Raw genomic sequence first — 24,329 nt, forward strand, 5'->3', positions numbered from 1 at the left:
CGGCAGTGAAAAACACCGGCAGTTTGCCGGCCTCGCAGCGATATTTGGAGACATTTGCTTTGCAGTTTTATCAATTTACGTTACCTTTGCACAAAGCATATAAACAAAAAAGTAATATCTATCAGGCAATGAAGCATTCTATCGGAAGAATACTGGCGGCTGGAGCAGTGGCTGCAGGACTGGCGGTACTGACAGGCTGTACAGGAGAACAGTTCCACGTGACGGGTTCCGTCGCAAATGCCAAGGACTCTGTGCTCTATTTTGAACACAACGGACTGGACGGATTCTCGACCGTCGATTCTGTCAAGCTCGATGAAAAGGGGAATTTCTCGTTTGCTGGTGACAAGATGGACAATCCCGAGTTCTACCGGCTGCGTATAGCAGGACAGATCATCAACATCGGCATCGATTCGACGGAGACGGTCGAGGTGAAGGCCTCCTATCCGCAGATGGCTACCGATTACACCGTGAAGGATTCCTACGAGAATGAGAAGATAAAGGAACTGGCTCTGAAGCAGATCGGCCTGCAGGCGCGTTGCCAGACGATTCTTGCCGAACGTCCCGAACTGGCCGACTCGATCATCAACGTGATGCTGACCGACTACAAGCGGGACGTGTCACGAAACTATATCTTCAGGGAGCCTATGCGGGCTTACAGCTATTTTGCCCTCTTCCAGTACATTGCCGTCGGCAACCAGGCCCGTCTGATCTTCGATCCTGCCAAGGACGCGAACGACAACAAGGTGTTCGGTGCCGTTGCAACGAGCTGGGACACCTATTATCCCGGTACCGAACGTACGCAGAACCTGCACAACATCACGATCAAGGGGATGAAAGACGAACGCATCGTGAAGGCACAGAACAGACCGGTGGAACTGGAGGCCAAGGAGCTGGGAGTAGTAGACCTTCCGCTGCGTGACAACCATGGTCTGGAACGTCATCTGACAGACCTGAAGGGCCATGTCGTACTGCTCGACTTCCATGTCTTTGCCGCCAAGGGCTCGACGGAATACATCATGAAGATGCGTGACCTCTATAACAAGTATCACGACCGCGGACTGGAAATCTACATGGTCTCGCTGGACAACAACGCACACTTCTGGAAGGAGCAGGTGGCCAGTCTTCCCTGGATCAACGTCTATGACGACACGGGCATCAGCCAGGCATATACCGCTCCGGCACAGGCGTTCCCGATCATCTATCTTATCGACCGCGGCAACAACATCGTGAAGAATCCTTCGCAGATCAGGAATCTTGACGAGGAGATAGCGAAACTGCTGTAATACGGCTTGCCGTACTGTCCCCCCGGAGGAAACATGAGCGGACGAACTCATGATCGCATCCCGCCCGCTCGCTTTTACGCCCCGTGGTATATAATACATGGGGACAGGCTGCCGGAGGGGATGAAGCGTGTCGCTCCGGTTGCCGACTTTGCCGGTGCAGGCTGTCAGAAATCTGCTGCATGGAACGACAAAAGGCCTGTGCAGGGTGTGAAACCCTGTGCAGGCCTTTTGTCTTTTTGTGTTCCGGCCGGATTCAGACCGGCTGTTGTTTACTTCTTCAGCTTCAGGTCATAGTTCATGTCCTTCGAGTTGACAGCCGGCTCCTCGAAGTCGGAGCTGACAAGACGGAGCGTCGAGTCGTTCACGACGAGGAAGTTGGTCTTGTTGTCCTTGCCCAGCTCGAACTGATAGTAAGTGTTACTCTTGCCCTTTACATCCTTCTTGACAATCTGGTACTTGCCTGTATAGTTGTAGGTGGTATCAGCCTCAGTGTCCGACTTCATGTAAGACTCTGACACGCTGAAACCGTTTGTAGAATCCTGTGCGAGTGCGACACGGTACTTGATGCCGGCAACGTCGGCAGCAGGGGTCATGCCCTCGTAAACAGCCGAGTCAGCTGCTACGGAAGAGTCCTGTGCACTGTCCTTGCTCTCGTTGTTTGCAGTAGTCTTGCCATTGTTGCAGGCTACCATAGCTGCGCAGGCAGCTACCATTAACATGATTTTTTTCATAATTATACTGTTTTAGCTTGTAAATGCTTATTTAACTCCCGAGGTGCAAAGATATTACATTTGAATTTAAAAACAAGAATGTTTTAACCTTTATTTCGTCTTTATTGCATCGGTTTTATTTTATCTTTATCGCCATGGCCCGGAGCTGCTGGTTGCCTTTCTTGTCGGTCAGGCGGATCATGAAATGGTAGTCGCCGGGGTCGATGTCCTCCGGAATCTGTATGTCCTGGCTGGCATCGTAGGCCTTCAAGCCATGCGGAATCTTGTAGTCCTGATTGTAGATCCAGGGCTGCACCGCCTTCTTCTTAGGGTCCAGGCTGCACGATGAGGCCTGCGTACCGTGGGTGTGATGGTCGAAATTGTTGTGTATCTCGATGTTGTAGTTGCCCAGTTCTTCGTTGTCGGTAAAGCGGTAACGGAAAGGAATCTTGTCCCCTCGGTTGTACACCTGGCAGTCGACCGGGTTGGCGGTGATGCCCTCATCGGTGATGACAGGCATATCATCTGCCATGTCATCGTTGCCACAGGCGGCCGTGAGGAGCAGTGCTGCTGCGGCTGCCAGACTGAATAGAATCTTCTTCATCGTTTGTTCGTTTATTGCGTAGGAAGCTGCCGGGGGCAGCTGTTCATGGGCTGGAGCGGAGGCTGACGAGGATGCGCCAGGCCGCCGGCTGGTCCGTCTGACGCATCTTCCTACGCTGTGTGGTTGTTTTCTTGTCGGTTACTTGATCGTGAAGCCTTCGATCTCTTCTGTCGTCTCGCGACCCTCTGCATCCTTCACAGTGAAGTGGATGTGATACTTTCCGGCCTTGCATTCAGCGGGAATCGTCACCTCCTTTTTGAAGGTCAGCTTGCCCGTTTTCCCATTGAGATCGTCCACTTCTATTTCCGTCTCTTTGTCACCGTGGAACTCGATTTCAATCTCTTTCACTTTGGCGACCGTCTCTATGTCGGCCGTGAAAGTGACCTTTCCGTTCACCGTACTCTCCATCTTGTCTACCTTGAGATTGGCTATCTTCGGTGCTTTGGGGTCGACGGCTTTCTTCTTCAACGTGATTTCCGCACTGACAAAGTCAATCTTTTTCTCCTCATTCTTGACGATGATGAAGCACTGGTACTTGCCCTCGGCGAGTGTCTCGGGGAGGTCGATGTGCTCGTGGAACCGGGTGTTCAGCACGCCGACGTACTTGCTGTCGGTGTAGGTCTTCTTGATGACGTTCTTCCCGTCCTTGGAAAGTACGACCTCAACGGACTGTATCTTTGAGCCTGATTTGATGTCGCATTCCAGATGAAGGTCATCGCCGATCGTGCCCGTCTTGCTGTTCTTGTGTCCGAACTCCACGTTCTTGAACTCGATGTTGCTCTGTAACAGATCGTCATCATCGTTACTGCACGACGTAAATGCCAGTGCAATCACACTCAGGAGTGCCATAGCACCCGTAAAAAGTAGCTTTTTCATTGTTTGATTTGTTTTTTGAAGGCTTCCGCCTTGGTTTGAATATAAGTTCACTGTTCGTTTCGTTTTGTCTGGGCTGTGAGGACATCACAGTGACAGGAGCGATGTGCCCCGTCCACCATGATGATTCCCCGACAGTCTCAGGTCGGTTTGCAAGATCAAGTGTTATATCTTGTTCCACTTCCGGGAATCGTATGCATCAGAACTCGAAGGTCGCCATCAACGCCACGTTGCGTCCCGGTTCCGGCACGTCGATGAGCCGGTAGAAACTCGTGTGGTCGTAGTATTTGCGGTTGAGGAGGTTCTCCGCATTGAGGGTCAGGCGCAGTTTCCTGTCCCCGAAGGCAAAGTCTTTTCCTGCATTGAGGTTGATGGTGTAGTAACCTGATGTCGGCTTCTCCGGCGGAACGATGCGGTTCTGTCTGCCGGTGACGTGCAGGTTGAGTGCCACGAAGCCTTCATTACCGGCTTTCTTCCGGCAGAATCCGTATTTCAGGGTGACATCCGCCGACCAGGGGGTCGAGAAGGGGAGCGTGTACCCTTTCTTTTCTCCAGACAGCTGTTCGGCATAGAGATATTCACCTTTCAGTTCCGCATCCAGAGAGGGGAGTATCTTCCAGTCTGTCTGCAGCTCGAAGCCACAGCGGATGACACGGCTCTGCGTGTAATAATACCACTGCAGCCCCTCGTAGTAGTCGGGAGTCGGATTCATGTAGATGTAGTTCGGGAAATAATTGAGGTACGGGTCGAACTGAACCGTCACCCTGTCATTCCCCCAGTGGATGCCTGCGTCCAGCTGGTAGGATTCTTCCGGGTTCAGACCAGGATTCCCCTTTTCATATCTGAAGATGTGGTAATTGACGCCGTCAGTGCCCAGTTCCTTCGGAATCGGGACACGGAAGCTCTTTCCGACGTTCGCCTTCAGAATCCACTGGCCGACAGTATAGTTCACGCCGGCCGACCACGTGAGGCTGTTGAACGAACGGCGGAGATCCTCCGAACGTTCCTTGAAGACGGAGTCGGTGGCGCTGACGGGCGTTTTGAACCAGTCTCTGTAGCTGTGGATGCTTGTCCTGACGTGGTCGTACCGTACGCCGGCATTCAGTATCAGGTCTTTCCTGACCGTGAACCGGTCGAAAGCGTATGTACCGAATGATGCCGTCTCGAAGTCCGGCATGATAAAGCCCCAGCCTGAACGGCGGTTGTGCTGGTACTCGCCGTTGAAGCCTGCGGTGAGTGTATGCCTGCTTCCCAGAGACAGCCGTGCAATGAGGTTGGCTGTATAGGTGTCCTTCTTGAACTCACGTTCCAGGCTGCCGGGCGGAACCGGCATATAGCCATGCGACACCGGTTCGGAAAGTTCCTTGCGATGGTTGTTCTGATAGGCGAGGTCGGCTTCCAAAGCAAGACTTCCCTGTTCGTAGACCGTGTGGCTCATGACCCTCAGATGGTTCACACTCTGGTAAGGAAGGTCGATGTCCCGGCGCGACCTGTCGTAGTCGATGTCCGACAGTCTCACCTCCAGTCCGTGTGCGTTGGCAAAGAAGCCGCTCTTGCTGTACGCATCCGACAGCTTCAGTTCCGTATGGAAGTTGTGGCTTCTGTAACCGAGCGTCATGCTCCCGTCGCGTTCAAAGCCGGCCGTGTTGCGGAGCCGGCGGTCATGCAGCGGAATGTCGTAGGAATAGTACTGGATGCTGCCCGTGGGGACTTCGTAGTCGGCATAGTCGATGAATGTCCCGCTGGCTTTCCAGTAGAAATGGTCTCCGGCACCCTGCAGACGGGCTGACAGACCGACCGACTCGTTGTTGCTGCGCATGAACAGCGATGCGCTTCCCTGGAACTTCGCAGTCGGGATGTAGTTACCGTACAGGCTGATGACCCCTCCGATGGCATCCGAGCCGTAAAGCAGGGCGGCCGGTCCTTTGGTCACTTCGATGCGGTCGATGGCAAACTGGTCTATTTCCAGACCGTGGTCGTCGCCCCACTGCTGCCCCTCGTGTTTGATGCCGTCCTCTGTTACAACCATGCGGTTGAAGCCCAGGCCGCGTATCGTCGGCTTCGACTGCCCGGAGCCGATGTTCATCGCCTTTACGCCGGGGATGCCGCTGAGCGTCTGCATGAGACTGCCCGCGAAGTTGTTCTGAAGAAACTGCCTGTCAATGCTGATGGTATTGACGGACGAACGCATTTGAAGGTCTTTCTGCCTGTTGCCCAGTACGGTTACGTCCTGCATGACAATACTGCTGTCGACATCATTCCCTTTCTGCTGGGGAACTGCTGCTGACAGATGATTGCCTGCGCTGGCAACCGCACACACAGACGAAAGAACAAAAGCTCCAATAGCCTTATTCATTACCATGTGTTTATGATTTCTTGATGAAATGATGGATCTGTATGCTTGTCACAGGCACATAGACGGCTGTGCGACAAGCTGATGACGTGGTGCAGCGGCATGGTTCCATGGTGTGGATACGGCATGGCATTCCTTTCTGTAAGGACACACTACACCGCCATAGCTCCTTTGACTGCATCCGCGTCAGACGATTCCTCGATATGGGAATTGTCTTCTAAAAGTCGGCAGGAGGAGCACGGAGACTCGTGACTTCAACCTCCGGACGCCGATAAGGTGTGACAGCGGAAAGGAAGAGGAAGCCGAAGAAGATGACAGCTACCGCATCCAGCCGGATGTCCGTAGCTCTCATGTAATTGAAAAAGGCAAAATGACAGATGGCACAGCTGCCGGCATTGTGGCTCTGGCTGTGCTGTCCGGAAGTCTGATGACCGGCGGAAAGCTCCGTCTCCACCTGGCATACGTGTACAGACTTGACAACCATCGGCAGCATGAAAAGTGCCAACAGCAGCCACGCTATAAGCGTATGTCTTGTTTTCCGGTTCTGCCTGGTCATTTACAAAATCCTTTTTACTTCTTGGCAAAGATATTTATTATTTTCCCACAAAGCAAATAATGGTGGCTGCTTTTTGATATAATTAACACAAGCGGGTACAGCCTTCCCTGCCCCGCAGTCCTCAGCCTTTCCCGGGACAGAACATAGGGCCGCACCGGATACTGACACTGTTGTTTCCGCCCTTTGTCCGTGTCGTTGCCGACAGGATGATGCTCCGGGATGATACGGCCGGCAGGCCGGCACAGCGCAGAGACTCGCAGCATCGGCAGGCCCCATCCTTCATCAGTGCTGTTCATCAACAGATATAAACCAGGAAAGTCCGGCCGGGCAATGCTCTCCGAAGGGAACAGCTGCCGGCCGGACTTTCTGCTTTCCAATTCAACACGGTCTCTTTCCCGTCACTTTAGGGAGCGTGCGGAAAAGATGACAGAGACGCTTTCCACAATTGCAGGAAACGCTCCATGTTCTTTATCGCAGCACGAAACCGTAAGAAACGAAGAAGGAGGTCTTGTCCTTGTACAGGTCTCCGCGGTAATTGTTGTGGCGGATGCCGAAACCGATTTCCGACATCACGCCGTTCTTCCTGTCAGCTTTCAGGTAGATACCGCCTTGACAGTACATATAGCCTCTGTCGTGCCCGCCGCCGATCGTGTGGCCGACGATGAGGCGAGGCTGCACGTTTATCATCGTGAGGATGCGGAATGCGTCATAGCTTACCTGTCCGCCAAGCGTCGCAAGGTAGTCGTAGGTCTTGACACCTTGTATCTTTGCCAGGGTGATGGCGTCTTCCACCCTCGCTCCTACCGACAGCTTGGGTGTCAGGTCATAAGTCGCAGAGACGTTGGGCGTGACGATCCTGTAGTTCTTGCCGGCAAGTCCCAGGTCAGTGCCCAGCGTCATGGCAAACCTGGTGGTCTGTGCATGACAGAGAGAAGAGAATACTGTCAGCAGTGCGAAAATAAGTGTTTGCTTCTTTCTCATAATAATATCTCATTTAAATGGTTCCGTTGTCTGTTCTTACAACCTCAATCGATCTTGCCATCCAGACCTTCGCATGGACATAGGCGGCCGTATTGGCACCGGCGACAAGGATATAGCCGTATCCCCGACACAAAAGCCGACCGTCTTTTCAGCACGTCAACTATTAAATTCATCGAAAAACACACAATATAATTATTGTTTAAAAGACTTATTATTGCAAATATAGCGATTTGCTTCCTATATGCAATACAACGTGTTGCTTTTTAATTTATTTTAATACAGAAGGGCGTTCTTGCGACCCACATTCTCTTCTATGTTGCTATCCACAGTGCATACAGACACACTGCTGCTGTACAAGGCAGGATGGTTCCGTTCTTGTTCTGTCCTGATTATTTACCATAATCAACACCGGCAAGACAGCCCATTACACACATCTGCGGGATGCCGGGTATATTCAGCGGGACAGGCCGATGCACCTTATCTTTTCCAGTCCGCAACCAGCTGTTATCCAGACTTCTACGAGCACCTTTTGAAAAGGTGCCTGATTGCGGCCTTAACAGGCGTTAGTTGGGACGTTGACAGGCGTTGATTGGAACGTCATCAGGCGTTGATTGGAAGGCGGTCAGTGCCCGGTTGCGATGCAGCCTGCCTTCTCCAACGGTTCTGACGGCTGTTTCCACCCCGGAAAAATACCGTCAGGGCGACTGCAAATGTAAAGAACTTTCACCCTTCCTGTCAGGCCGGGACGGCATGGAAGCGAATGCGGCATGGGACGTTCCCCGTCTGACAGAACAGAACGGACTGAAGCGGCAGATTCATCCGAGACCCGACGGCCGGCAAAGGGTCTGCTGCCTGACGGCCGGGGGATGTGCGCATCGCATTAGTTAAATAATCGTAAATAACGGGTGCGGAAAACATCACCCTTATAATATAAGGTCGGAAATAAGTACCTTTGCAGTCCGATTATTATTGTGGGTACACTTAGAGCCCCGTACGGTTCGTGTTAATAGTGCTGTCTTTGGCCGGGCAGCATGGTTAGGACAAGCACGGTCGTAGAAAGAAAACGTTTTTTAGTAGTAAAATTATTAATTTTTCAGAATGGACACTTTAAGTTACAAGACTATTTCCGTCAACAAGGAAACAGCTAAGAAAGAGTGGGTCGTCATCGATGCCAGCGATCAGATTGTAGGTCGCCTTTGCTCTAAAGTAGCCAAGCTGCTTCGCGGAAAGTACAAGCCGACTTTCACTCCACACGTAGACTGTGGCGACAACGTAATCATTATCAATGCAGCCAAGGTTGTATTCTCCGGCAAGAAGGAGACAGACAAGGTCTACACACGTTATACTGGTTACCCGGGCGGCCAGCGCTTCAACACCCCTGCCGAGCTCCGCAAGCGCAAGAACGGCATCGACAAGATGATCCGCCACGCCGTAAAGGGTATGCTGCCGAAGGGCATTCTGGGTCGTCACCTGCTGGACAACCTCTATGTCATCGAAGGAACAGAGCTCAACGGTCTCGAGGCACAGAAGCCAAAGGCAATTGATATTAACCAGTATAAATAATAAGGAGAAAGATGGAAGTAATAAATGCAATCGGTCGCCGCAAGAGCGCAGTAGCACGCGTTTACCTCTCTGAAGGTACCGGCAAGATCACTATCAACAAGAAAGACTTAACTGAATTCTTCCCATCAGCTATCCTGCAGTACGTGGTTAAACAGCCACTGCAGTTGCTCGGTGTAGAAGGGCAGTACGACATCAAGGCCAACCTCGACGGCGGCGGCTTCACAGGACAGAGTCAGGCTCTGCGTCTCGCCATCGCCCGCGCACTGGTCAAGATCAACGCTGAAGACAAGAAGAACCTGAAAGACCACGGATTCCTGACACGCGACAGCCGCAAGGTCGAGCGCAAGAAGCCAGGTCAGCCGAAGGCCCGCGCTCACTTCCAGTTCAGCAAGCGATAAATGGTTTGAGGTTTGAGGTTTGAGGTTTGAGGTTTAAACTTTGAGCATTGAACTTTGAACATTGAGCATTGAACTTTGAACATTGAGCATTGAACTTTGAACATTGAGCATTGAACTTTGAGCATTGAGCATTGAGCATTGAGCATTGAACATTGAGCATTGAACTTTGAACTTTGAGCATTGAACATTGAGCATTGAACTTTGAACTTTGAGCATTGAACTTTGAACTTTGAGCATTGAACTTTGAACTTTGAGCATTGAGCATTGAACTTTGAACATTGAGCATTGAACATTGAACTTTGAACATTGAACTTTGAACATTGAGCATTGAGCGTTGAATACTGAGAATGAATATCAGGACTTGAGCGTTGCGATACAGCATCAGCTGATTCAGCAGCGAAACCTCAAATCTCAATCCTCAAATCTCAAATCTCAAATCAATCGGTTTAGTATCTAAACCGGCGCGATTCCTGATCGGGGGACTACCCGCCGGTTGATTCTAACAAGCCTGGCAAAGCTCATTTGCCAAGAAGAATTAAAAAGAAAGTAAACAAGAAAAAAACAAACGAAATGTCAAGAACAAATTTCGACCAGTTACTGGAGGCAGGATGCCACTTTGGCCACCTCCGTCGCAAGTGGAACCCCGCCATGGCTCCTTACATCTTCATGGAGCGCAACGGCATCCACATCATCGATCTTCACAAGACTGTAGCCAAGATTGACGAGGCTGCAGAGGCACTCAAGGGACTTGCCAGAAGCGGAAAGAAGATCCTGTTCGTCGCTACTAAAAAACAAGCTAAGGAAGCTGTAGCCGAGAAGGCCGCAGCTGTGAACATGCCATACGTCAACGAGCGTTGGGCCGGCGGTATGCTGACCAACTTCCCTACAATCCGTAAGGCAGTGAAGAAAATGACGAACATCGACAAGCTGATGAACGACGGAACATTCGCCAACCTCTCCAAGCGAGAGCTGCTGCAGATCTCCCGCCAGCGCGCCAAGCTGGAGAAGAACCTCGGGTCCATCGCCGACCTGACCCGCCTGCCGTCTGCCCTCTTCGTAGTAGACGTCATGAAGGAGCACATCGCCGTCAAGGAGGCCAACCGTCTGGGAATCCCAGTATTCGGCATCGTCGACACCAACTCTGACCCCAAGAACATCGACTACGTCATCCCGGCCAACGACGACGCAAAGGATTCCGTAGAGGTGATCCTCACCGCCTGCTGCGATGCCATCGCAGAGGGTCTGGAGGAGCGCAAGGCTGAGAAGGCCGACGAGAAGGCCGCAGCCGAGCAGGCTGAAGAGGCTGCCGAAGCAAAGCCGAAGCGTGCTGCACGCAAGGCTGAGGAGGCTCCCAAGACCGAGGAGGCTCCCAAGGCTGAGGAAGAAACACCAGCTGCTGAGTAACAATTGAAAACATAGTGGGCGCTGGTGAGTGCCAATGGGCTGCCGTATCCGTGCGATACATGAAGGCTCATCGTCTCTCATCAACGCCCACGATATTTAAATAACATTAGAAAGGAAAACAATAAAATGGCTGTATCTATTGAAGATATCAAGAAGCTCCGTGCCATGACCGGTGCCGGTCTGGCTGATGTAAAGAAGGCCCTCACAGAGGCTGAAGGCGATTTCGACAAGGCAAAGGATCTGCTCCGCGAGCGCGGTCTGGCTATCGCCGCCAAGCGTTCTGACCGTGAGACATCCAACGGTTGTGTGCTCGTCAAGCAGGTTGACGGCTTCGCTGCTATGGTCGCTGTCAAGTGCGAGACCGACTTCGTTGCCAACGGCAAGGACTTCATCGCACTCGTCCAGGAGATTCTGGACGCTGCCGTTGCCGCCAGGTGCAAGAGCCTCGACGAGGTAAAGGCACTGAAGCTCGCCAACGGAGAGGATGCCGCTACCGCTGTCCAGCAGCGTTCCGGTGTCACGGGTGAGAAGATGGAGCTTGACGGCTATAACTTCCTGGAGGGCGGTAACGTCTCTGTTTATGACCACATGAACAAGCACACCCTTGCTACGATGGTTCAGCTCAACGAGAACAATGAGGAGGCCGGTCACAAGGTAGCCATGCAGGTGGCAGCCATGAAGCCGGTAGCCCTCGACGAGGAGTCTGTTCCACAGTCTGTCAAGGACGAGGAGTTCAAGGTTGCCGTTGAGAAGACCAAGGAAGAGCAGGTGGAAAAGGCTGTCGTAGCTGCCATCAAGAAGGCAGGCATCAATGCCAACCTCGTTGACAGCGAGGACCACATCGAGTCGAACATCAAAAAGGGCTGGCTGACCCGTGAGGAGGCTGACAAGGCTGTGGAGATCCGCAAGACCGTTTCTGCCGAGAAGGCTGCCAACCTCAATGAGAACATGATCCAGAACATTGCGAAGGGTCGCCTCAACAAGTTCTTCAAGGAGAACTGCCTCATTGACCAGGAGTTCCAGTTCGGCGACGGCGACAAGCAGAGCGTCGGCGAGTGGCTGAAGGCACAGAGCAAAGATCTCAAGGTTGTTGCCTACAAGCGTTTCACACTCTCTGCTGAATAAGCCGGAGACTATCCTTCTGAGAAAAGAACAGGGAGTCGCAGGAAAGCCGTTTGGCTCCTGCGGCTCCTTTCTTTGTCAGAAGGGACAGACGGGGGATAAGCGATGACAGGCGGTCATAAGCTCCCGTCATCACCCATCACCGCTTATCACCGCCTATCACCGCCCATCACCGCTTATCATCGTCCATCACCTCCCATCCCCATCCTAAAAAGCCAACACCCAATGAAGATCTTTGCAGTCGGCATGAATTACGCCGAACACAATAAAACGCAGAACGAAGCGTTATCAGGAAAGGAGACGCCCGTCCTCTTCACCAAGGCCGACTCGGCCCTGCTGAAAGACGGAAAGCCCTTCTTCATCCCCGACGACCTCGGGATGATAGAATACGAGACAGAACTTGTCGTGCGCATCTGCCGGCTCGGCAAGACCATCCCCGAGCGTTTCGCCCACCGCTATTACGATGCCGTGACAGTGGGCATCGACTTCACGGCACGCGAACTGCAACAGCACCTGATGGAACAGGGAATGCCCTGGGATCTGTGCAAGGGCTTTGACGGCGCAGCCGCCTTGGGTGAATGGGTGCCGAAGGACAGATTCCTTGACATCCAGCGGCTGCGCTTCCGGCTGGCCGTCAACGGCAGGACAGTACAGGAGGGATATACAGGCGATATGCTGTACAAAGTGGATGAAATCATCAGCTACATCAGCCGCTATTTCACCCTCAAGACGGGCGACATCCTCTATACGGGCTGTCCGTCAGGCTGCGGCTCTGTCCATATCAACGACCATCTGGAAGGATACTTGGAGGATCGGAAAGTCCTCGAGTTCAACTGCAAATAGACAACACGGAAAGCATGCAGGACAAACCTGCTGCATATACCAACGATGAAAGGATTGTCCATCACAATGAAGAGAACATCCATTATACTCTGCTTCCTGCTGCTCATGGGCTGTATGAGACTGTCAGCCCAGCAGCAAAGATTCTTCAACCTGACGGTGGAAGACGTGACCATCGACTCCGTACTGCCCCACTTCCACTATGCCATTCCTGTGGGTGAGCAGTATGCCGACTCCGTCTACGAGCTGGAGATACGCTATCCGGAGTTCATGGACATGAGCAAGACCGACATCGAGCGATACAATGCACTGACGGCCGTCATACCACCCTCACTGCCCGAGATTCACCGCCAGATGACGGTGGAACGCAAAAAAGGCGTACTGGAAATCTCGCTCATGCCCATCGTACAGCGCAACGGGAGAAAGCAGTTTCTCGTCAGTTTCATGATAGCACTCACCTCCCGGCCCAGAACGAAGACCGCCAGCGGGAGAAAAGACCCTGCCACCCGTACAGGCGCCATGCAGGCAACTTCCGCTGCCAGCCGCTATGCGGAACACTCCGTCCTTGCCAGCGGCAAGTGGGCGAAGATACGCATTCCGTCCAACGGGGTGTACCAGCTGACACCGGAACTCATCCGCCGTGCAGGCTTCTCACACATGAATAAGGTGAAAGTCTATGGCTATGGCGGCAATCTGCAGGACGAAGTACTGACAGCTGATTTCATCACTTCGCACGACGACCTGCAGGAAGTCCCTACCTATGACGCAGGCGGCAGGCGGCTCTTCTATGCCCGCGGCCCTGTCAGCTGGGAGCAGAACACATCGTCCAGTAGGACCCGCAACCCCTATTCCGATTATGGCTATTACTTCCTGACAGAGGACGACAGCGGTACACCGGCCGTCATCGCAGACAGCACGGAGTTCCTCAACAGCTTCTATCCCGCTGCCGAAGACTATCACAGTCTGCACGAGGTGGACGACTTCAGCTGGTATCACGGCGGCCGTAATCTCTTCGAGAAGACACCGCTGAAGCTGAACGAGAGCAAAGTCTTCACCTTGGCCAACAAGGCACATACCGCAGCCGGCAGGCTTACCGTAGCCGGCACGACAGGCACCTATGCCTCGACGGTGAAGCTGGAGGCGAACGGCAGAGACCTCGGTGAAATAAGAATAGCACCCCACGACTCGTTCGACAAGGGTTATGAGGAGGTAAGAAGCTATGCGCTCGACAACCTCCGCGCAGTCGACAGCATCAAGGTTACGACTACGGCAGGCGGTCCGGCACGGCTCGATTACATCGCCATGACCTATCCGGCACCAGCACCGGCACCCTCGTTGAAATCGAACTTCCCGGTACCGGAATACGTCTACAACATCACCAACCAGGACCATCATGCAGACGGACCGGCCGACATGGTCATCATCATTCCGACAAGCCAGAAGCTCTTGGAACAGGCCGAACGGCTGGCCGACTTCCACCGCACGCACGACAACCTTACGGTACGTATCGTTCCGGCTGACGAACTGTACAACGAGTTCTCCAGCGGAACGCCGGACGCAATGGCCTACCGACGCTACATGAAGATGCTCTACGACCGTGCTTCCGGCGGCAGCCTGCCGAAGTCGCTCCTGCTCTTCGGCGACTGTGTATGGGACAACCGAATGCTGACCCCTGCGTGCCGCCATCTCAACCCGGACGACTACCTGCTGGCTTACGAGAGCGAAAACTCCTTCAGCGAGACCGACTGCTATGTCAACGACGGATGGTTCACCCTCATGGACGACGGTGAGGGCAGCGACCTCCTGCGCCGTGACAAGGAAGACCTCGGAGTGGGACGCTTCCCGGTGACGACCGTAGCGGATGCCAGAACCTTGGTGGACAAAACCATCCGCTATGCCGAAAACAAGAACGGCGGCAGCTGGGAAAACACAATCATGTTCATGGGTGACGACGGCAACAACAACCTGCACATGACAGATGTCAACGAGACCGCCGAGACCATCATGGCAGCCTATCCCGACTATCAGGTGAAGAAAGTGATGTGGGATGCCTACACCCGTGTGTCGTCTGCAACAGGCAACACTTACCCCGAGGCAAGCAGCATCATCAGGCAGCAGCAGGCACAGGGAGCACTCATCATGGACTATGCCGGCCATGGCAAGGAGGACCAGATCTCCCATGAAGCGGTGCTCCGGCTGACCGACTTCGCCGGCTTCACCAATGCCAACCTGCCGTTATGGATCACCGCCAGCTGCGACATCATGCCTTTCGATGCCACCATGCCGACCATCGGCGAGACGGCCATGCTGAATGCGAAGGGAGGGTCGGTGGCATTCTGGGGAACGACCCGCACGGTATATGCCTACTACAACAAAGCCATCAATACGGCTTTCCTCCGCCATGTGCTGAGCTTTACGGACGGCAGACCGACCACCCTGGGCGAGGCCCAGCGGCTGGCGAAATGCGAACTGATCAATGGCAACAGCGACCTCACGCCGAACAAACTACAGTACGCTCTCCTGGGCGACCCGGCCCTCTCGCTGAACCTGCCTACCCTTCAAGTCAAGGTGGAGACCATCAACGGACAGACACCGGACACATCCAACCCGATAACTCTCAAAGGCGGTTCCATCGTGAAGGTAAAAGGCTATATAGCCAAGGACGGTGAGAAACAGACCGACTTCAACGGACTGCTCGCAGCTACCGTACGTGACACAAGAGAACTGATCACCTGCAAGAAGCAGGAAGATACGGCAGAAAAGGCTTTCACATTCTACGACCGGCAGAAAGTGTTGTACAACGGAACGGACAGCATCCGCAAAGGTGAGTTCACCTTCACCTTCGCCCTGCCGCGCGACATCAATTACACTTCAGGCACCGGACTGATGAACTTTTCTGCCATCAATGAAAATCACACGCTCATGGCCCAAGGGCACGAAGAGGGCTTCAGCATCGACGGGTCAGAGACTGTCTACAACGACTCCATCGGTCCGTCCATCTACGCTTATCTCAACACACCGTCCTTTGCGGACGGCGGCGAAGTCAACAGCACGCCATACTTCTTCGCACAGATTACCGACAAGGACGGCATCAACGCGTCCGGCAACGGCATCGGACACGATATGCAGCTGACAATCGACGGCAAACTGACGCAGACCTATGTCCTGAACGACAACTTCCGATACGACTTCGGCAGCTACACATCCGGCTCGACGGGCTACAGCCTGCCGGAACTCTCCGAAGGACACCACACCCTCCAGTTCCGTGCATGGGACATCCTGAACAACCCGTCGACCGTCACCCTCCACTTCAAGGTAGTCAAGGGTCTGGCCCCGGAAATCTACAGTGTCAACGCATCGAAGAACCCGGCTACCACGGAGACGACCTTCATCGTGACACACAACTACGTCGGCTCCAACGTGGATGTCGACATCGAAGTCTTCGACATGAGCGGCCGTCTGCTCTGGCACCGGGCAGAGACGGGAACGGCATCAGGCAATGCCATCACGGCCGACTGGGACCTGACGGTCGACAGCGGGAAACGCCTCCACACCGGGGTCTATCTCTATCGTGTGCGGCTCAGCAGCGACGGAGCAACGAAGGTGTCCAAAGCCAAGAAACTCATCATCCTGGACAATAAATAAAGCAGGGATGACGTTACAATCCATGAGACAATGCCGAAGGAGGAAGGCGATCCGCACCTCTCCGCCCTGACACCGTCTCATGGATTTTCATTTAGCAACAAGCAACCCAAGTAAAGAATGAATAAGACACTCCGCACCGTCCTCTTCTCGGCAACGGTACTTTCCGCTTCCGCCGCCTTTGCGCAGGACAGCAAGAAGGATATGTTCAATCCTGTCAATACGGCAGTGACCTCGCAGACCATCGCTCCTGATGCCCGTTCGGCAGGTATGGGTGATGTCGGTGCGGCCACCGACCCGGACGTGAACTCACAGTACTGGAATCCGGCCAAGTACCCTTTCACCATTTCCCGCGCCGGTGTCTCACTGAACTACACGCCCTGGCTGCGCCAGCTGGTGAACGACATCGACCTCGCTTACCTCGCCGGTTACTACCGCATCGGCGATTACAGTGCCGTGTCCGCCTCCATGCGCTACTTCTCCCTGGGTGAGGTGACGACCGACGACGGAACAATGACCATCAATCCCTACGAGATGTCATTGGACGTGGCTTATTCCCTGATGCTCAGCGAGCACTTCTCGCTCGGCGCCGCTGTACGCTGGATCTATTCCGACCTGACCTACAGCTACAAAGACGACACTTCACCGGGCTCTGCCTTTGCCGCCGACCTGTCGTGCTATTACCAGAACTACATCAACATCGGTGAGCGGGAGTGCCAGCTGGGACTGGGCATGAACATCTCCAACATCGGATCGAAGATCACCTTCGGCGGCGACAACCGTTCCGAGTTCATCCCGACCAACCTCCGGCTGGGTGCTTCGCTGATGGTTCCCATCGACGAGTTCAACCGTTTCACCATCGCCGCCGATGCCAACAAACTGCTCGTTCCGACCTATCCGAAGCGCAATGCCGACGAGTCGCAGGTCGATTACGACAACCGCCTGCAGAAGGATTACTATGATGTCTCGTCCATATCGGGGATCTTCAAGAGCTTCGGTGATGCGCCCAACGGGTTCTCCGAAGAGATGCAGGAGATACAGTGGAGCGTCGGTGCGGAATATACCTACAACGACAAGTTCTCCCTCCGGGCCGGTTATCACAATGAAAGTGAGAACAAAGGCAACCGCAAGTACTTCACCGTCGGTGCCGGTTTCAAGATGAACGTCTTCTCCCTCGATGCCGGCTACGTCATCGCGACGGCCAAGAACAACCCGCTCGACCAGACCCTCCGCTTCTCTCTCTCGTTCGACATGGACGGCATCAAAGATCTCTTCAAGAGGAAGTAAGGTCACCTCCGACCATCACCCATCACCACTTATCATCACCTATCATCACCCATCACCGCTTATCACCCCCAATCCTCATGCAGACCCCCCAATCCCCCTCCATCCCATCCTTCCGCGTCGGAATGGGATACGACGTACACCGTCTCGTTGAAGGACGCGGCCTCTATCTCGGAGGCATCAAGATCGAACACAGCCTCGGGCTGCTCGGTCACAGCGATGCCGACGTGCTCATCCATGCCATCTGCGACGCACTGCTCGGTGCTGCCAATCTGCGCGACATAGGCTATCACTTCCCCGACACAGCCGCTGACACGCTGGACATGGACTCGAAGGTCATCCTCGGGAAGACCATCAGGCTCCTTGCAGAAAAGGGGTTTCGTGTGGGCAACATCGATGCTACCGTATGCGCTGAACGGCCGAAAATCAATCCGCACATCCCGGCCATGTGCAAATGTTTAGCTGAGATTATCGGCTGCGACCCTGATGCCGTCTCCGTCAAAGCCACCACCTCCGAGCGGATGGGCTTCGTCGGACATGAAGAGGGAATGGCGGCCTATGCCGTCTGCCTCATCGTGAAGGACTGATCCGAAACAGACAGCAGGCATTTCCAACAAGAAGGCAGGCAGCCTACCCACAGCAGCCCCCCTCTCATTCTTTTCCCGATAAAGGGAGAGGACGAGAGGGGGCTGCTGTGGGTAGGCTGCCTGCCTTCTGTCTGTCCGGTCGCCGTCCGGCCCGCCGGTCATCCGGCACGGCATCCTGCTATCCTTTCGCTTTCAGAATCAGCCGGAGGCTCTGTTTGTAATTCAGATAGTTCCACACCCAGTTGAGCAGGATGAACGCCTTGTTCTTCACGCCGAGGATGGAACGCAGATGAACGACGAGCCACAGCACCCAGGCTGCGAAGCCGCCGAACTTCCGGCCGCCGATTTCCGCAACGGCATGGTTACGCCCGATGGTCGCCATCACGCCGAGGTTTCTGTATTTGAAGGGCTTTTCCTCTCCGCCGCATTGCAGGGACTTGAGGTTCTCCGCCACGGTCTTCGCCTGCTGCATGGCCACCTGTGCCAGCTGCGGATGGCCGAGCGGATACTCCTCATCGCCTTCTATCAGGCTCTGGTCGCCGATGGCAAAGACATCCTGCACACCCTTCACACGACAGAACCGGTCGGTGAGAATCCTGCCCGCATGGCCGATGCTCTCCGCCGGCAGCCCCTCAACGGTGTTCGCACAGATGCCGCTCACCCAGATGACCGTCCGGGCAGGAATCTCCAGACCGGCACTCGTCTTCAGAATCCCGTCCTTGTATTCCGTCGCAAACTGCGGCTGACGGATGTGCACGTGCAGTTCCTTCAGATCGCGCTCGGCACGTGCCGACGAGACCGGATCCATGGCGGCAAGGAGACGCTTACCCGCATTGACGAGATAGATGTGCATCTGCGAGGAATCCAGGTCGGGGTAATCCCGGGCGATGATGTTCTTCTTCATCTCCGCCACAGCCCCCGCAATTTCTACCCCCGACGCACCGCCTCCGACGACCACGATGTTCATCAGCGCCTGCCTGCACGCAGGGTCTTCCTCTGTCTCCGCCTTTTCAAGATTCCGCAGGATGGTGTTGCGCAGCTGCATGGCCTCGCTAACGGACTTCATGGGGAGCGTGGTGGCCTCGATTTCCTTGTTCCCGAAGAAGTTTGTCCGGGCACCTGCCGCCAGTACAAGGTAGTCGTAGTGGATGTCGCCTACGGAAGTCACGATCCTCTTCCCGGCCGCATCCACCGCTTTCACCTCCGCCATCCGGAAGAAGAAGTCCTTGTGTCCCTGGAAGAGACGGCGGAAGGGGAAGGAGATGCTGCTCGGTTCGAGACCGGCGGAAGCCACCTGATAAATCAATGGAGGGAACTGGTGATAGTTGTTCTTGTCGACCAGAACCACCTGGAAGTCACCGCCGGCCAGCTTGAAAGCCAGCTCCAGCCCTCCCAGACCGCCGCCTACGATGACGACCCTCTTCTTTTCCGTACGTTCGATGTTTGCTTTCATTATCCCTGCTGTATATAATATGCTGTTCTATATATATGTGTCCTGTATGCGACACAGAAAATACTGTGCCAAAGTCGTTTCCCGGTACGGATGTTCCCGACCCATCGGGAATCCTGTTCCCAGGGCTTGGGAATGTCGTTCCCAGGGCTTGGGAATGTCGTTCCCGAAGCCCGGGTGTCCCGCCTTCCGTGTCACTCGTAGATCAGTGTCGTCAGCCGCTCCTGCGGAAAGAGCTCGCACGCAACCGCCTGCACCTCGTCTGCCGTAACGGCATCAATGTCACGGAAAAGAGCCGTGATGTCCTTCTTCCAGCCATAGTGCAGGAAGCCCTTCCCGAAGTCGAGAGCAAGGTTCTCCCGGTTGTCGCAGGCAATGCCGATCTGCCCCTTGATCTGCTGCCGGGCGACAGCCAGCTCGTCATCGGTAAGGGGAACGGACATGAAGCGGTCGAGCTCCATGCGGGCAAGACGCATGCACTCGTCGACATCGCCGGCATCACAGCCGAAATAGATGCTCCAGACACCTGTCGTGGAATAGTTCACCATCGTGCTCTCCACCGTATAGACGAGTCCCCGCCGCTCGCGGAGTGCGAGGTTCAGCCGTGCGCTCATGCCCGGACCGCCGAGGATGTTGTTCAGCAGATAGAGTGCCATGCGCCGCCGGTCGTGTACACAATAGGCACGGTTGCCGACCATCACGTGTGCCTGATGGGTATGCCTGTCTGTCCTGACCGTCTGCGGGCGGTAGCTGCTCAAGGCCGGACGGATCGTCTCCCCGTCGCCGACAGGTCCGCCGAAACCGGTCACATTTGTGCCGTTCGCTTCAGCCAGAAGACGGAGGAGGGCGTCAAAGTCGATGTCTCCGTAGGCAAAGAAGACGGCATTCTCCGGGCGGTAATGCCTGCGGGTGAAGCGGAGGGCATCCGCCGTAGTGAACTTCCGCACGCGGTCCGCCGTCCCGAGGATGTTGTGCCCAAGGGGGTGACCGCCGAAGACGAGGTTCTCAAAGTCGTCGTAGATCAGCTCCGCCGGACTGTCGTTATACGACTCTATCTCGTCGCAGATGACTTCTGCCTCCTTGTCGATTTCCTTCTGGGGATAGACACTGTGGAAGACGATATCCGTCAGCAAGTCCACCGCACGGCCGACATGCTCTTTCAGAATCGCCGCATAGTAAACAGTATCCGCCTTGGTGGTGAAGGCATTGAGTTCTCCGCCCACCTCTTCGAGACAGTTGATGACCTCCAGTGCCGAACGCCTCGCCGTCCCTTTGAAACTGACGTGTTCGCAGAAGTGGGCGATTCCCTCTTCACCGGGCTGTTCGCTGGCCGACCCGGCGTTCACCTGGTAACCGCAATAGACCACCGGAGAGGCCGAAGGCAGAGCGATGATGCGCAGTCCGTTGCCGAGGGCTGCCGTCTGGTAATTCGTCATAAGGTGCAAAATTAAGAAAAAAGAACGAAAGGGAGCAGACTTTGCTGCCCAAAGAAAAAAGAACCTGATTCTTTTTGTAGTCCGCCCGATTTACACTATATTTGCACGACAAAAGCAGACACAACATAAGTCACAGTAAAATGCGGAAAGTTATAGGTATCGGCGAGACCGTACTGGACATCATCTTCAAAGACAACAGGCCCCTCGAGGCCGTACCGGGAGGCTCTGCCTTCAACGCCATCACGTCGCTGGGCCGCTGCGGGGTCAATGCGTCGTTCATCTCCGAGGCCGGCAACGACCACGTCGGCAAGTACATCATCGGCTTCCTGAAAGACAACGGGGTCAATACCGACAACGTGGCGACCTTCCCCGACTCCAAGTCGCCTGTGTCGCTGGCGTTCCTCAACGAGAAGAATGACGCCGAGTACATCTTCTACAAAGATCATCCGCACGACCAGCTGGAGTTCACTTACCCGGACATACAGCCCGATGACATCGTGCTTTTCGGCTCGTTCTATGCGGTGAATCCGGTCATCCGTCCGCAGCTGGTGGGGCTGCTCGACTATGCACGGTCGAGGGGAGCCATCATCTACTATGACGTCAACTTCCGCCCGGCGCACAAGGACGAAGTGATAAAGATCACTCCCAACCTGATAGAGAACCTTGACTATGCCGACATTGTCCGCGGCAGTCACGAAGACTTTGCGACACTCTACAGGAAAGAGGATGCCGACAAGGTCTACAATGCGGAAATCTCCTTCTACTGCCGGCAGTTCATCTACACCCACGGCAGCCGGCCGGTAGAGGTGCGCGGCGGCAAGAACATAAAGAAGGCTTATCCTGTACCCGACACGGAGGTCATCAGCACGATCGGTGCCGGCGACAACTTCAATGCCGGTTTCATCTTCGGAATGCTGAAGCAGGGCATCACACGGGCCGACCTCGACAGCGGGCTGAGCGAGGAGCAGTGGGACGGACTCATCGCAAGTGCCCTGGCTTTCTCGGCCGATTGCTGCAAGGACATCTTCAACTATGTCAGCAAGGAGTTCGGAGAGAGGATGAAAGGGTAGAAGGCATCGGAAGTGAAAGGAACCGGGAGGGGTGAAAGGCGTCGAGCCGACAGTGCCGCAGGATGCAAGTCCGACAGGAACATACGCAAAAAGGTCAGTCGGCTTTCACACCCCCAATCTCTCTGAACCCTTCCGCAGCTTCTTCAACTGCTCCAACTCCTCCTCCCAATAAAGAACCAAACCCAATATAAAAATGATAGAAATTGCCAATAAAGTTTATTACGTAGGTGTCAACGACCGCAACAAGGCGCTCTTCGAGGGATTGTGGCCGTTGCCTTACGGCGTCAGCTACAATTCTTACCTCATCGACGACGAGAAGGTATGTCTCATCGACACGGTAGAAGTAGACTTCTTCGTCCAGTTCATCGAGAATCTCCGTGAGGTTCTGGGCGACCGTCAGATCGACTATCTCGTCATCAACCACATGGAACCGGACCACTCCGGTTCGCTGGCGCTGCTGAAGAAGTACTATCCCAATATCCAGGTCATCGGCAACAAGAAGACCTTTGACATGATGGCAGGCTTCTACGACATCAAGGACAACACGACAGAGATGAAGAACGGCGGGGAACTTCCGCTGGGCAGCCATACCCTGCAGTTCTTCATGACACCGATGATCCACTGGCCGGAGACGATGATGACACTCTGCAAAGGCGAGGTGTCGCACCTCTTCACAGGCGACGCCTTCGGCTGCTTCGGCGCACTGAACGGCGGTTTCATCGACCAGGAGATCGATACCGACTGGGCATGGCCGGAGATGGTGCGCTACTATTCCAACATCGTCGGCAAGTACGGCACACCGGTCCAGAACGCACTGAAGAAGCTCGCCGGCATCCACATCGACTACATCTGCTCCACCCACGGACCGGTATGGCACAAGTATGTGGACAAGGTCATCAGCCTGTACGACCGTATGTCGAAGTACGAAACTGATCCGGGACTGGTCATCTGTTACGGCACGATGTACGGCAACACGGAGCGCATGGCAGAGCAGATCGCCCGTTCGGCGTCCCTCGCCGGCGTAAAGGACATCCGCCTGTACAACGTCTCCAAGACCCATCACAGCTACATCCTGCAGGACATCTTCCGCTTCCGCGGCCTGATTGTGGGCGCTCCTACCTACAATGCCGGCCTTTACCACGAGATGGACGTGCTGCTCCAGGAGGTTGCCAACCGCGACATCAAGCACCATCTCATCGGCTGGTTCGGCTCTTATTCGTGGGCTTCAAAGGCGGTCGCCGCCATCGGTGAATGGAACGAGAACCGTCTCCACTTCGAGAAGGTGGGCGAGCCGGTAGAGATGAAGCAGGCCCTCACGCCGGCCATCAAGGACGAGTGTACACGCCTGGGCCGTGAGATGGCAGCCAGACTCTTGGAAGGACAGGCATGAACATAGCTGTATTCTGCTCGGCAAACAACGACATCGATCCTGATTACTTCCGTGCTGCGGAAGAACTGGGACGGTGGATCGGCGAGAACGGACACGTCCTTGTCTACGGTGGCGGCAACAGCGGACTGATGGAATGTGTCGGCAAGGCGGTGCATGAAGCCGGCGGACGCACCATCGGTGTCGTTCCCCGCATCATGGAGGAAGGACGCAGAGTGAGCGGTTATGTGGATGTAGAGATTCCCTGTGAAGACCTCAACGACCGCAAAGCCATCATGATGGAGCGGGCTGATGTGTTCCATGCGCTGCCCGGCGGTGTAGGAACACTCGATGAAATCTTCACCGTAGCAGCCTCCGCCTCCATCGGTTATCACCGCAAGAAGATAATCCTCCACAATGTAAAAGGATTCTGGAACAGTCTGGTCGACCTGCTGGACGACCTGCAAAGACACGGCATGACACGTGGTGATTACCACGATTCCATCGAGATAAAGGACGCATAGGAATGTCCGCCCCAAGGCCGTACAGACCGGAAGAGGCGGCATGACGGCCCGTCTGGACGGCATCGGCCAGCATATTGCCCAGCAATTCACAGGACGGAAAAGGAAGGTGTGTCAAAATGCGAATTAACAGCTTGACAACCTTCAAACTATAAGCAGGTTTTCCTAAAAGCAAAGAAAAGACCATTTCTTTACTCAAAATCGAGTACAGAAATGGTCATTTTTAATGAATTGTCTCAAACTGCAAGATGATCAAAATGGTATTTGCATTTTGACACACCCTCAT

General features: G+C 54.5%; 20 protein-coding genes. 12 read left to right on the forward strand and 8 right to left on the reverse strand.

Annotation, left to right across the window (positions count from 1 at the left end):
• The first annotated feature begins 128 nt into the window (after positions 1-128).
• Complete coding sequence (locus J4864_RS04700; RefSeq protein ID WP_211813872.1) at positions 129-1,283, forward strand: redoxin domain-containing protein; 1,155 nt, start codon at positions 129-131, stop codon at positions 1,281-1,283.
• Positions 1,284-1,552: 269 nt separating this feature from the next.
• Here the strand turns inward: J4864_RS04700 and J4864_RS04705 are convergent, their stop codons facing one another.
• From J4864_RS04705 to J4864_RS04730, 6 genes are all read right to left on the reverse strand, one after another.
• Positions 1,553-2,014 carry a copper resistance protein NlpE N-terminal domain-containing protein gene (locus J4864_RS04705; RefSeq protein WP_211813874.1) on the reverse strand — a complete coding sequence of 154 codons (462 nt, stop codon included), beginning with the start codon at positions 2,012-2,014 and terminating at the stop codon, positions 1,553-1,555.
• Between the two features lie 115 nt (positions 2,015-2,129).
• Complete coding sequence (locus J4864_RS04710) at positions 2,130-2,597, reverse strand: DUF4625 domain-containing protein (RefSeq protein WP_211813875.1); 468 nt, start codon at positions 2,595-2,597, stop codon at positions 2,130-2,132.
• A gap of 138 nt (positions 2,598-2,735) precedes the next feature.
• The gene (locus J4864_RS04715) at positions 2,736-3,473 is read right to left on the reverse strand and encodes a DUF4625 domain-containing protein (protein WP_211813876.1); all 738 of its coding nucleotides are present in this window, start codon (positions 3,471-3,473) and stop codon (positions 2,736-2,738) included.
• Positions 3,474-3,669: 196 nt separating this feature from the next.
• Positions 3,670-5,826 carry a TonB-dependent receptor gene (locus J4864_RS04720; RefSeq protein ID WP_211813877.1) on the reverse strand — a complete coding sequence of 719 codons (2,157 nt, stop codon included), beginning with the start codon at positions 5,824-5,826 and terminating at the stop codon, positions 3,670-3,672.
• A 214-nt stretch (positions 5,827-6,040) separates the two neighbouring features.
• Complete coding sequence (locus tag J4864_RS04725; RefSeq protein ID WP_007367583.1) at positions 6,041-6,379, reverse strand: hypothetical protein; 339 nt, start codon at positions 6,377-6,379, stop codon at positions 6,041-6,043.
• A 468-nt stretch (positions 6,380-6,847) separates the two neighbouring features.
• Complete coding sequence (locus tag J4864_RS04730; protein ID WP_211813878.1) at positions 6,848-7,360, reverse strand: hypothetical protein; 513 nt, start codon at positions 7,358-7,360, stop codon at positions 6,848-6,850.
• A 1,098-nt stretch (positions 7,361-8,458) separates the two neighbouring features.
• Between J4864_RS04730 and rplM the strand changes: the two genes are divergently transcribed.
• The 8 genes from rplM to ispF all read left to right on the forward strand — a co-directional run bounded on the left by rplM (position 8,459) and on the right by ispF (position 18,200).
• Positions 8,459-8,923: a 50S ribosomal protein L13 gene (rplM, locus tag J4864_RS04735; RefSeq protein WP_211813879.1), complete on the forward strand. Its 465-nt coding sequence runs from the start codon at positions 8,459-8,461 to the stop codon at positions 8,921-8,923.
• Between the two features lie 11 nt (positions 8,924-8,934).
• Positions 8,935-9,321 (forward strand): 30S ribosomal protein S9, encoded by a 387-nt coding sequence (gene rpsI, locus J4864_RS04740; RefSeq protein ID WP_007367589.1) that lies wholly within the window; start codon positions 8,935-8,937, stop codon positions 9,319-9,321.
• Positions 9,322-9,891: 570 nt separating this feature from the next.
• Positions 9,892-10,725, forward strand: a complete 834-nt coding sequence (rpsB, locus tag J4864_RS04745; protein WP_211813880.1) for a 30S ribosomal protein S2 — start codon at positions 9,892-9,894, stop codon at positions 10,723-10,725.
• A gap of 126 nt (positions 10,726-10,851) precedes the next feature.
• On the forward strand, positions 10,852-11,850 hold the full coding sequence (tsf, locus tag J4864_RS04750; protein ID WP_211813881.1) for a translation elongation factor Ts: 999 nt from the start codon (positions 10,852-10,854) through the stop codon (positions 11,848-11,850).
• A 222-nt stretch (positions 11,851-12,072) separates the two neighbouring features.
• On the forward strand, positions 12,073-12,690 hold the full coding sequence (locus tag J4864_RS04755) for a fumarylacetoacetate hydrolase family protein (protein WP_211813882.1): 618 nt from the start codon (positions 12,073-12,075) through the stop codon (positions 12,688-12,690).
• A gap of 66 nt (positions 12,691-12,756) precedes the next feature.
• Positions 12,757-16,332: a type IX secretion system sortase PorU gene (porU, locus tag J4864_RS04760; protein ID WP_211813883.1), complete on the forward strand. Its 3,576-nt coding sequence runs from the start codon at positions 12,757-12,759 to the stop codon at positions 16,330-16,332.
• Positions 16,333-16,449: 117 nt separating this feature from the next.
• Positions 16,450-17,616 (forward strand): type IX secretion system outer membrane channel protein PorV, encoded by a 1,167-nt coding sequence (porV, locus tag J4864_RS04765; protein WP_211813884.1) that lies wholly within the window; start codon positions 16,450-16,452, stop codon positions 17,614-17,616.
• A 77-nt stretch (positions 17,617-17,693) separates the two neighbouring features.
• Entirely contained in the window at positions 17,694-18,200 is a 507-nt protein-coding gene (ispF, locus tag J4864_RS04770; protein ID WP_040554578.1) for a 2-C-methyl-D-erythritol 2,4-cyclodiphosphate synthase, read from the forward strand.
• A 178-nt stretch (positions 18,201-18,378) separates the two neighbouring features.
• Here the strand turns inward: ispF and J4864_RS04775 are convergent, their stop codons facing one another.
• Positions 18,379-19,653, reverse strand: coding sequence for an NAD(P)/FAD-dependent oxidoreductase (locus J4864_RS04775; RefSeq protein ID WP_211813885.1), 1,275 nt, complete (start codon positions 19,651-19,653; stop codon positions 18,379-18,381).
• A gap of 191 nt (positions 19,654-19,844) precedes the next feature.
• Entirely contained in the window at positions 19,845-21,086 is a 1,242-nt protein-coding gene (locus J4864_RS04780) for a M16 family metallopeptidase (RefSeq protein WP_211813886.1), read from the reverse strand.
• A 140-nt stretch (positions 21,087-21,226) separates the two neighbouring features.
• Here J4864_RS04780 and J4864_RS04785 point away from each other — a divergent pair, with 140 nt between their 5' ends.
• From J4864_RS04785 to J4864_RS04795, 3 genes are all read left to right on the forward strand, one after another.
• Positions 21,227-22,156: a carbohydrate kinase family protein gene (locus J4864_RS04785; protein WP_211813887.1), complete on the forward strand. Its 930-nt coding sequence runs from the start codon at positions 21,227-21,229 to the stop codon at positions 22,154-22,156.
• A 193-nt stretch (positions 22,157-22,349) separates the two neighbouring features.
• Complete coding sequence (locus J4864_RS04790; RefSeq protein WP_211813889.1) at positions 22,350-23,546, forward strand: FprA family A-type flavoprotein; 1,197 nt, start codon at positions 22,350-22,352, stop codon at positions 23,544-23,546.
• Positions 23,543-24,046 (forward strand): LOG family protein, encoded by a 504-nt coding sequence (locus J4864_RS04795; protein ID WP_211813891.1) that lies wholly within the window; start codon positions 23,543-23,545, stop codon positions 24,044-24,046. The genes J4864_RS04790 and J4864_RS04795 overlap by 4 nt, the downstream gene beginning before the upstream one ends.
• The last annotated feature ends 283 nt before the right edge of the window (positions 24,047-24,329 follow it).

Origin of the sequence: Prevotella multiformis, from assembly GCF_018127985.1 — a bacterium.
GTDB lineage: Bacteria > Bacteroidota > Bacteroidia > Bacteroidales > Bacteroidaceae > Prevotella > Prevotella multiformis.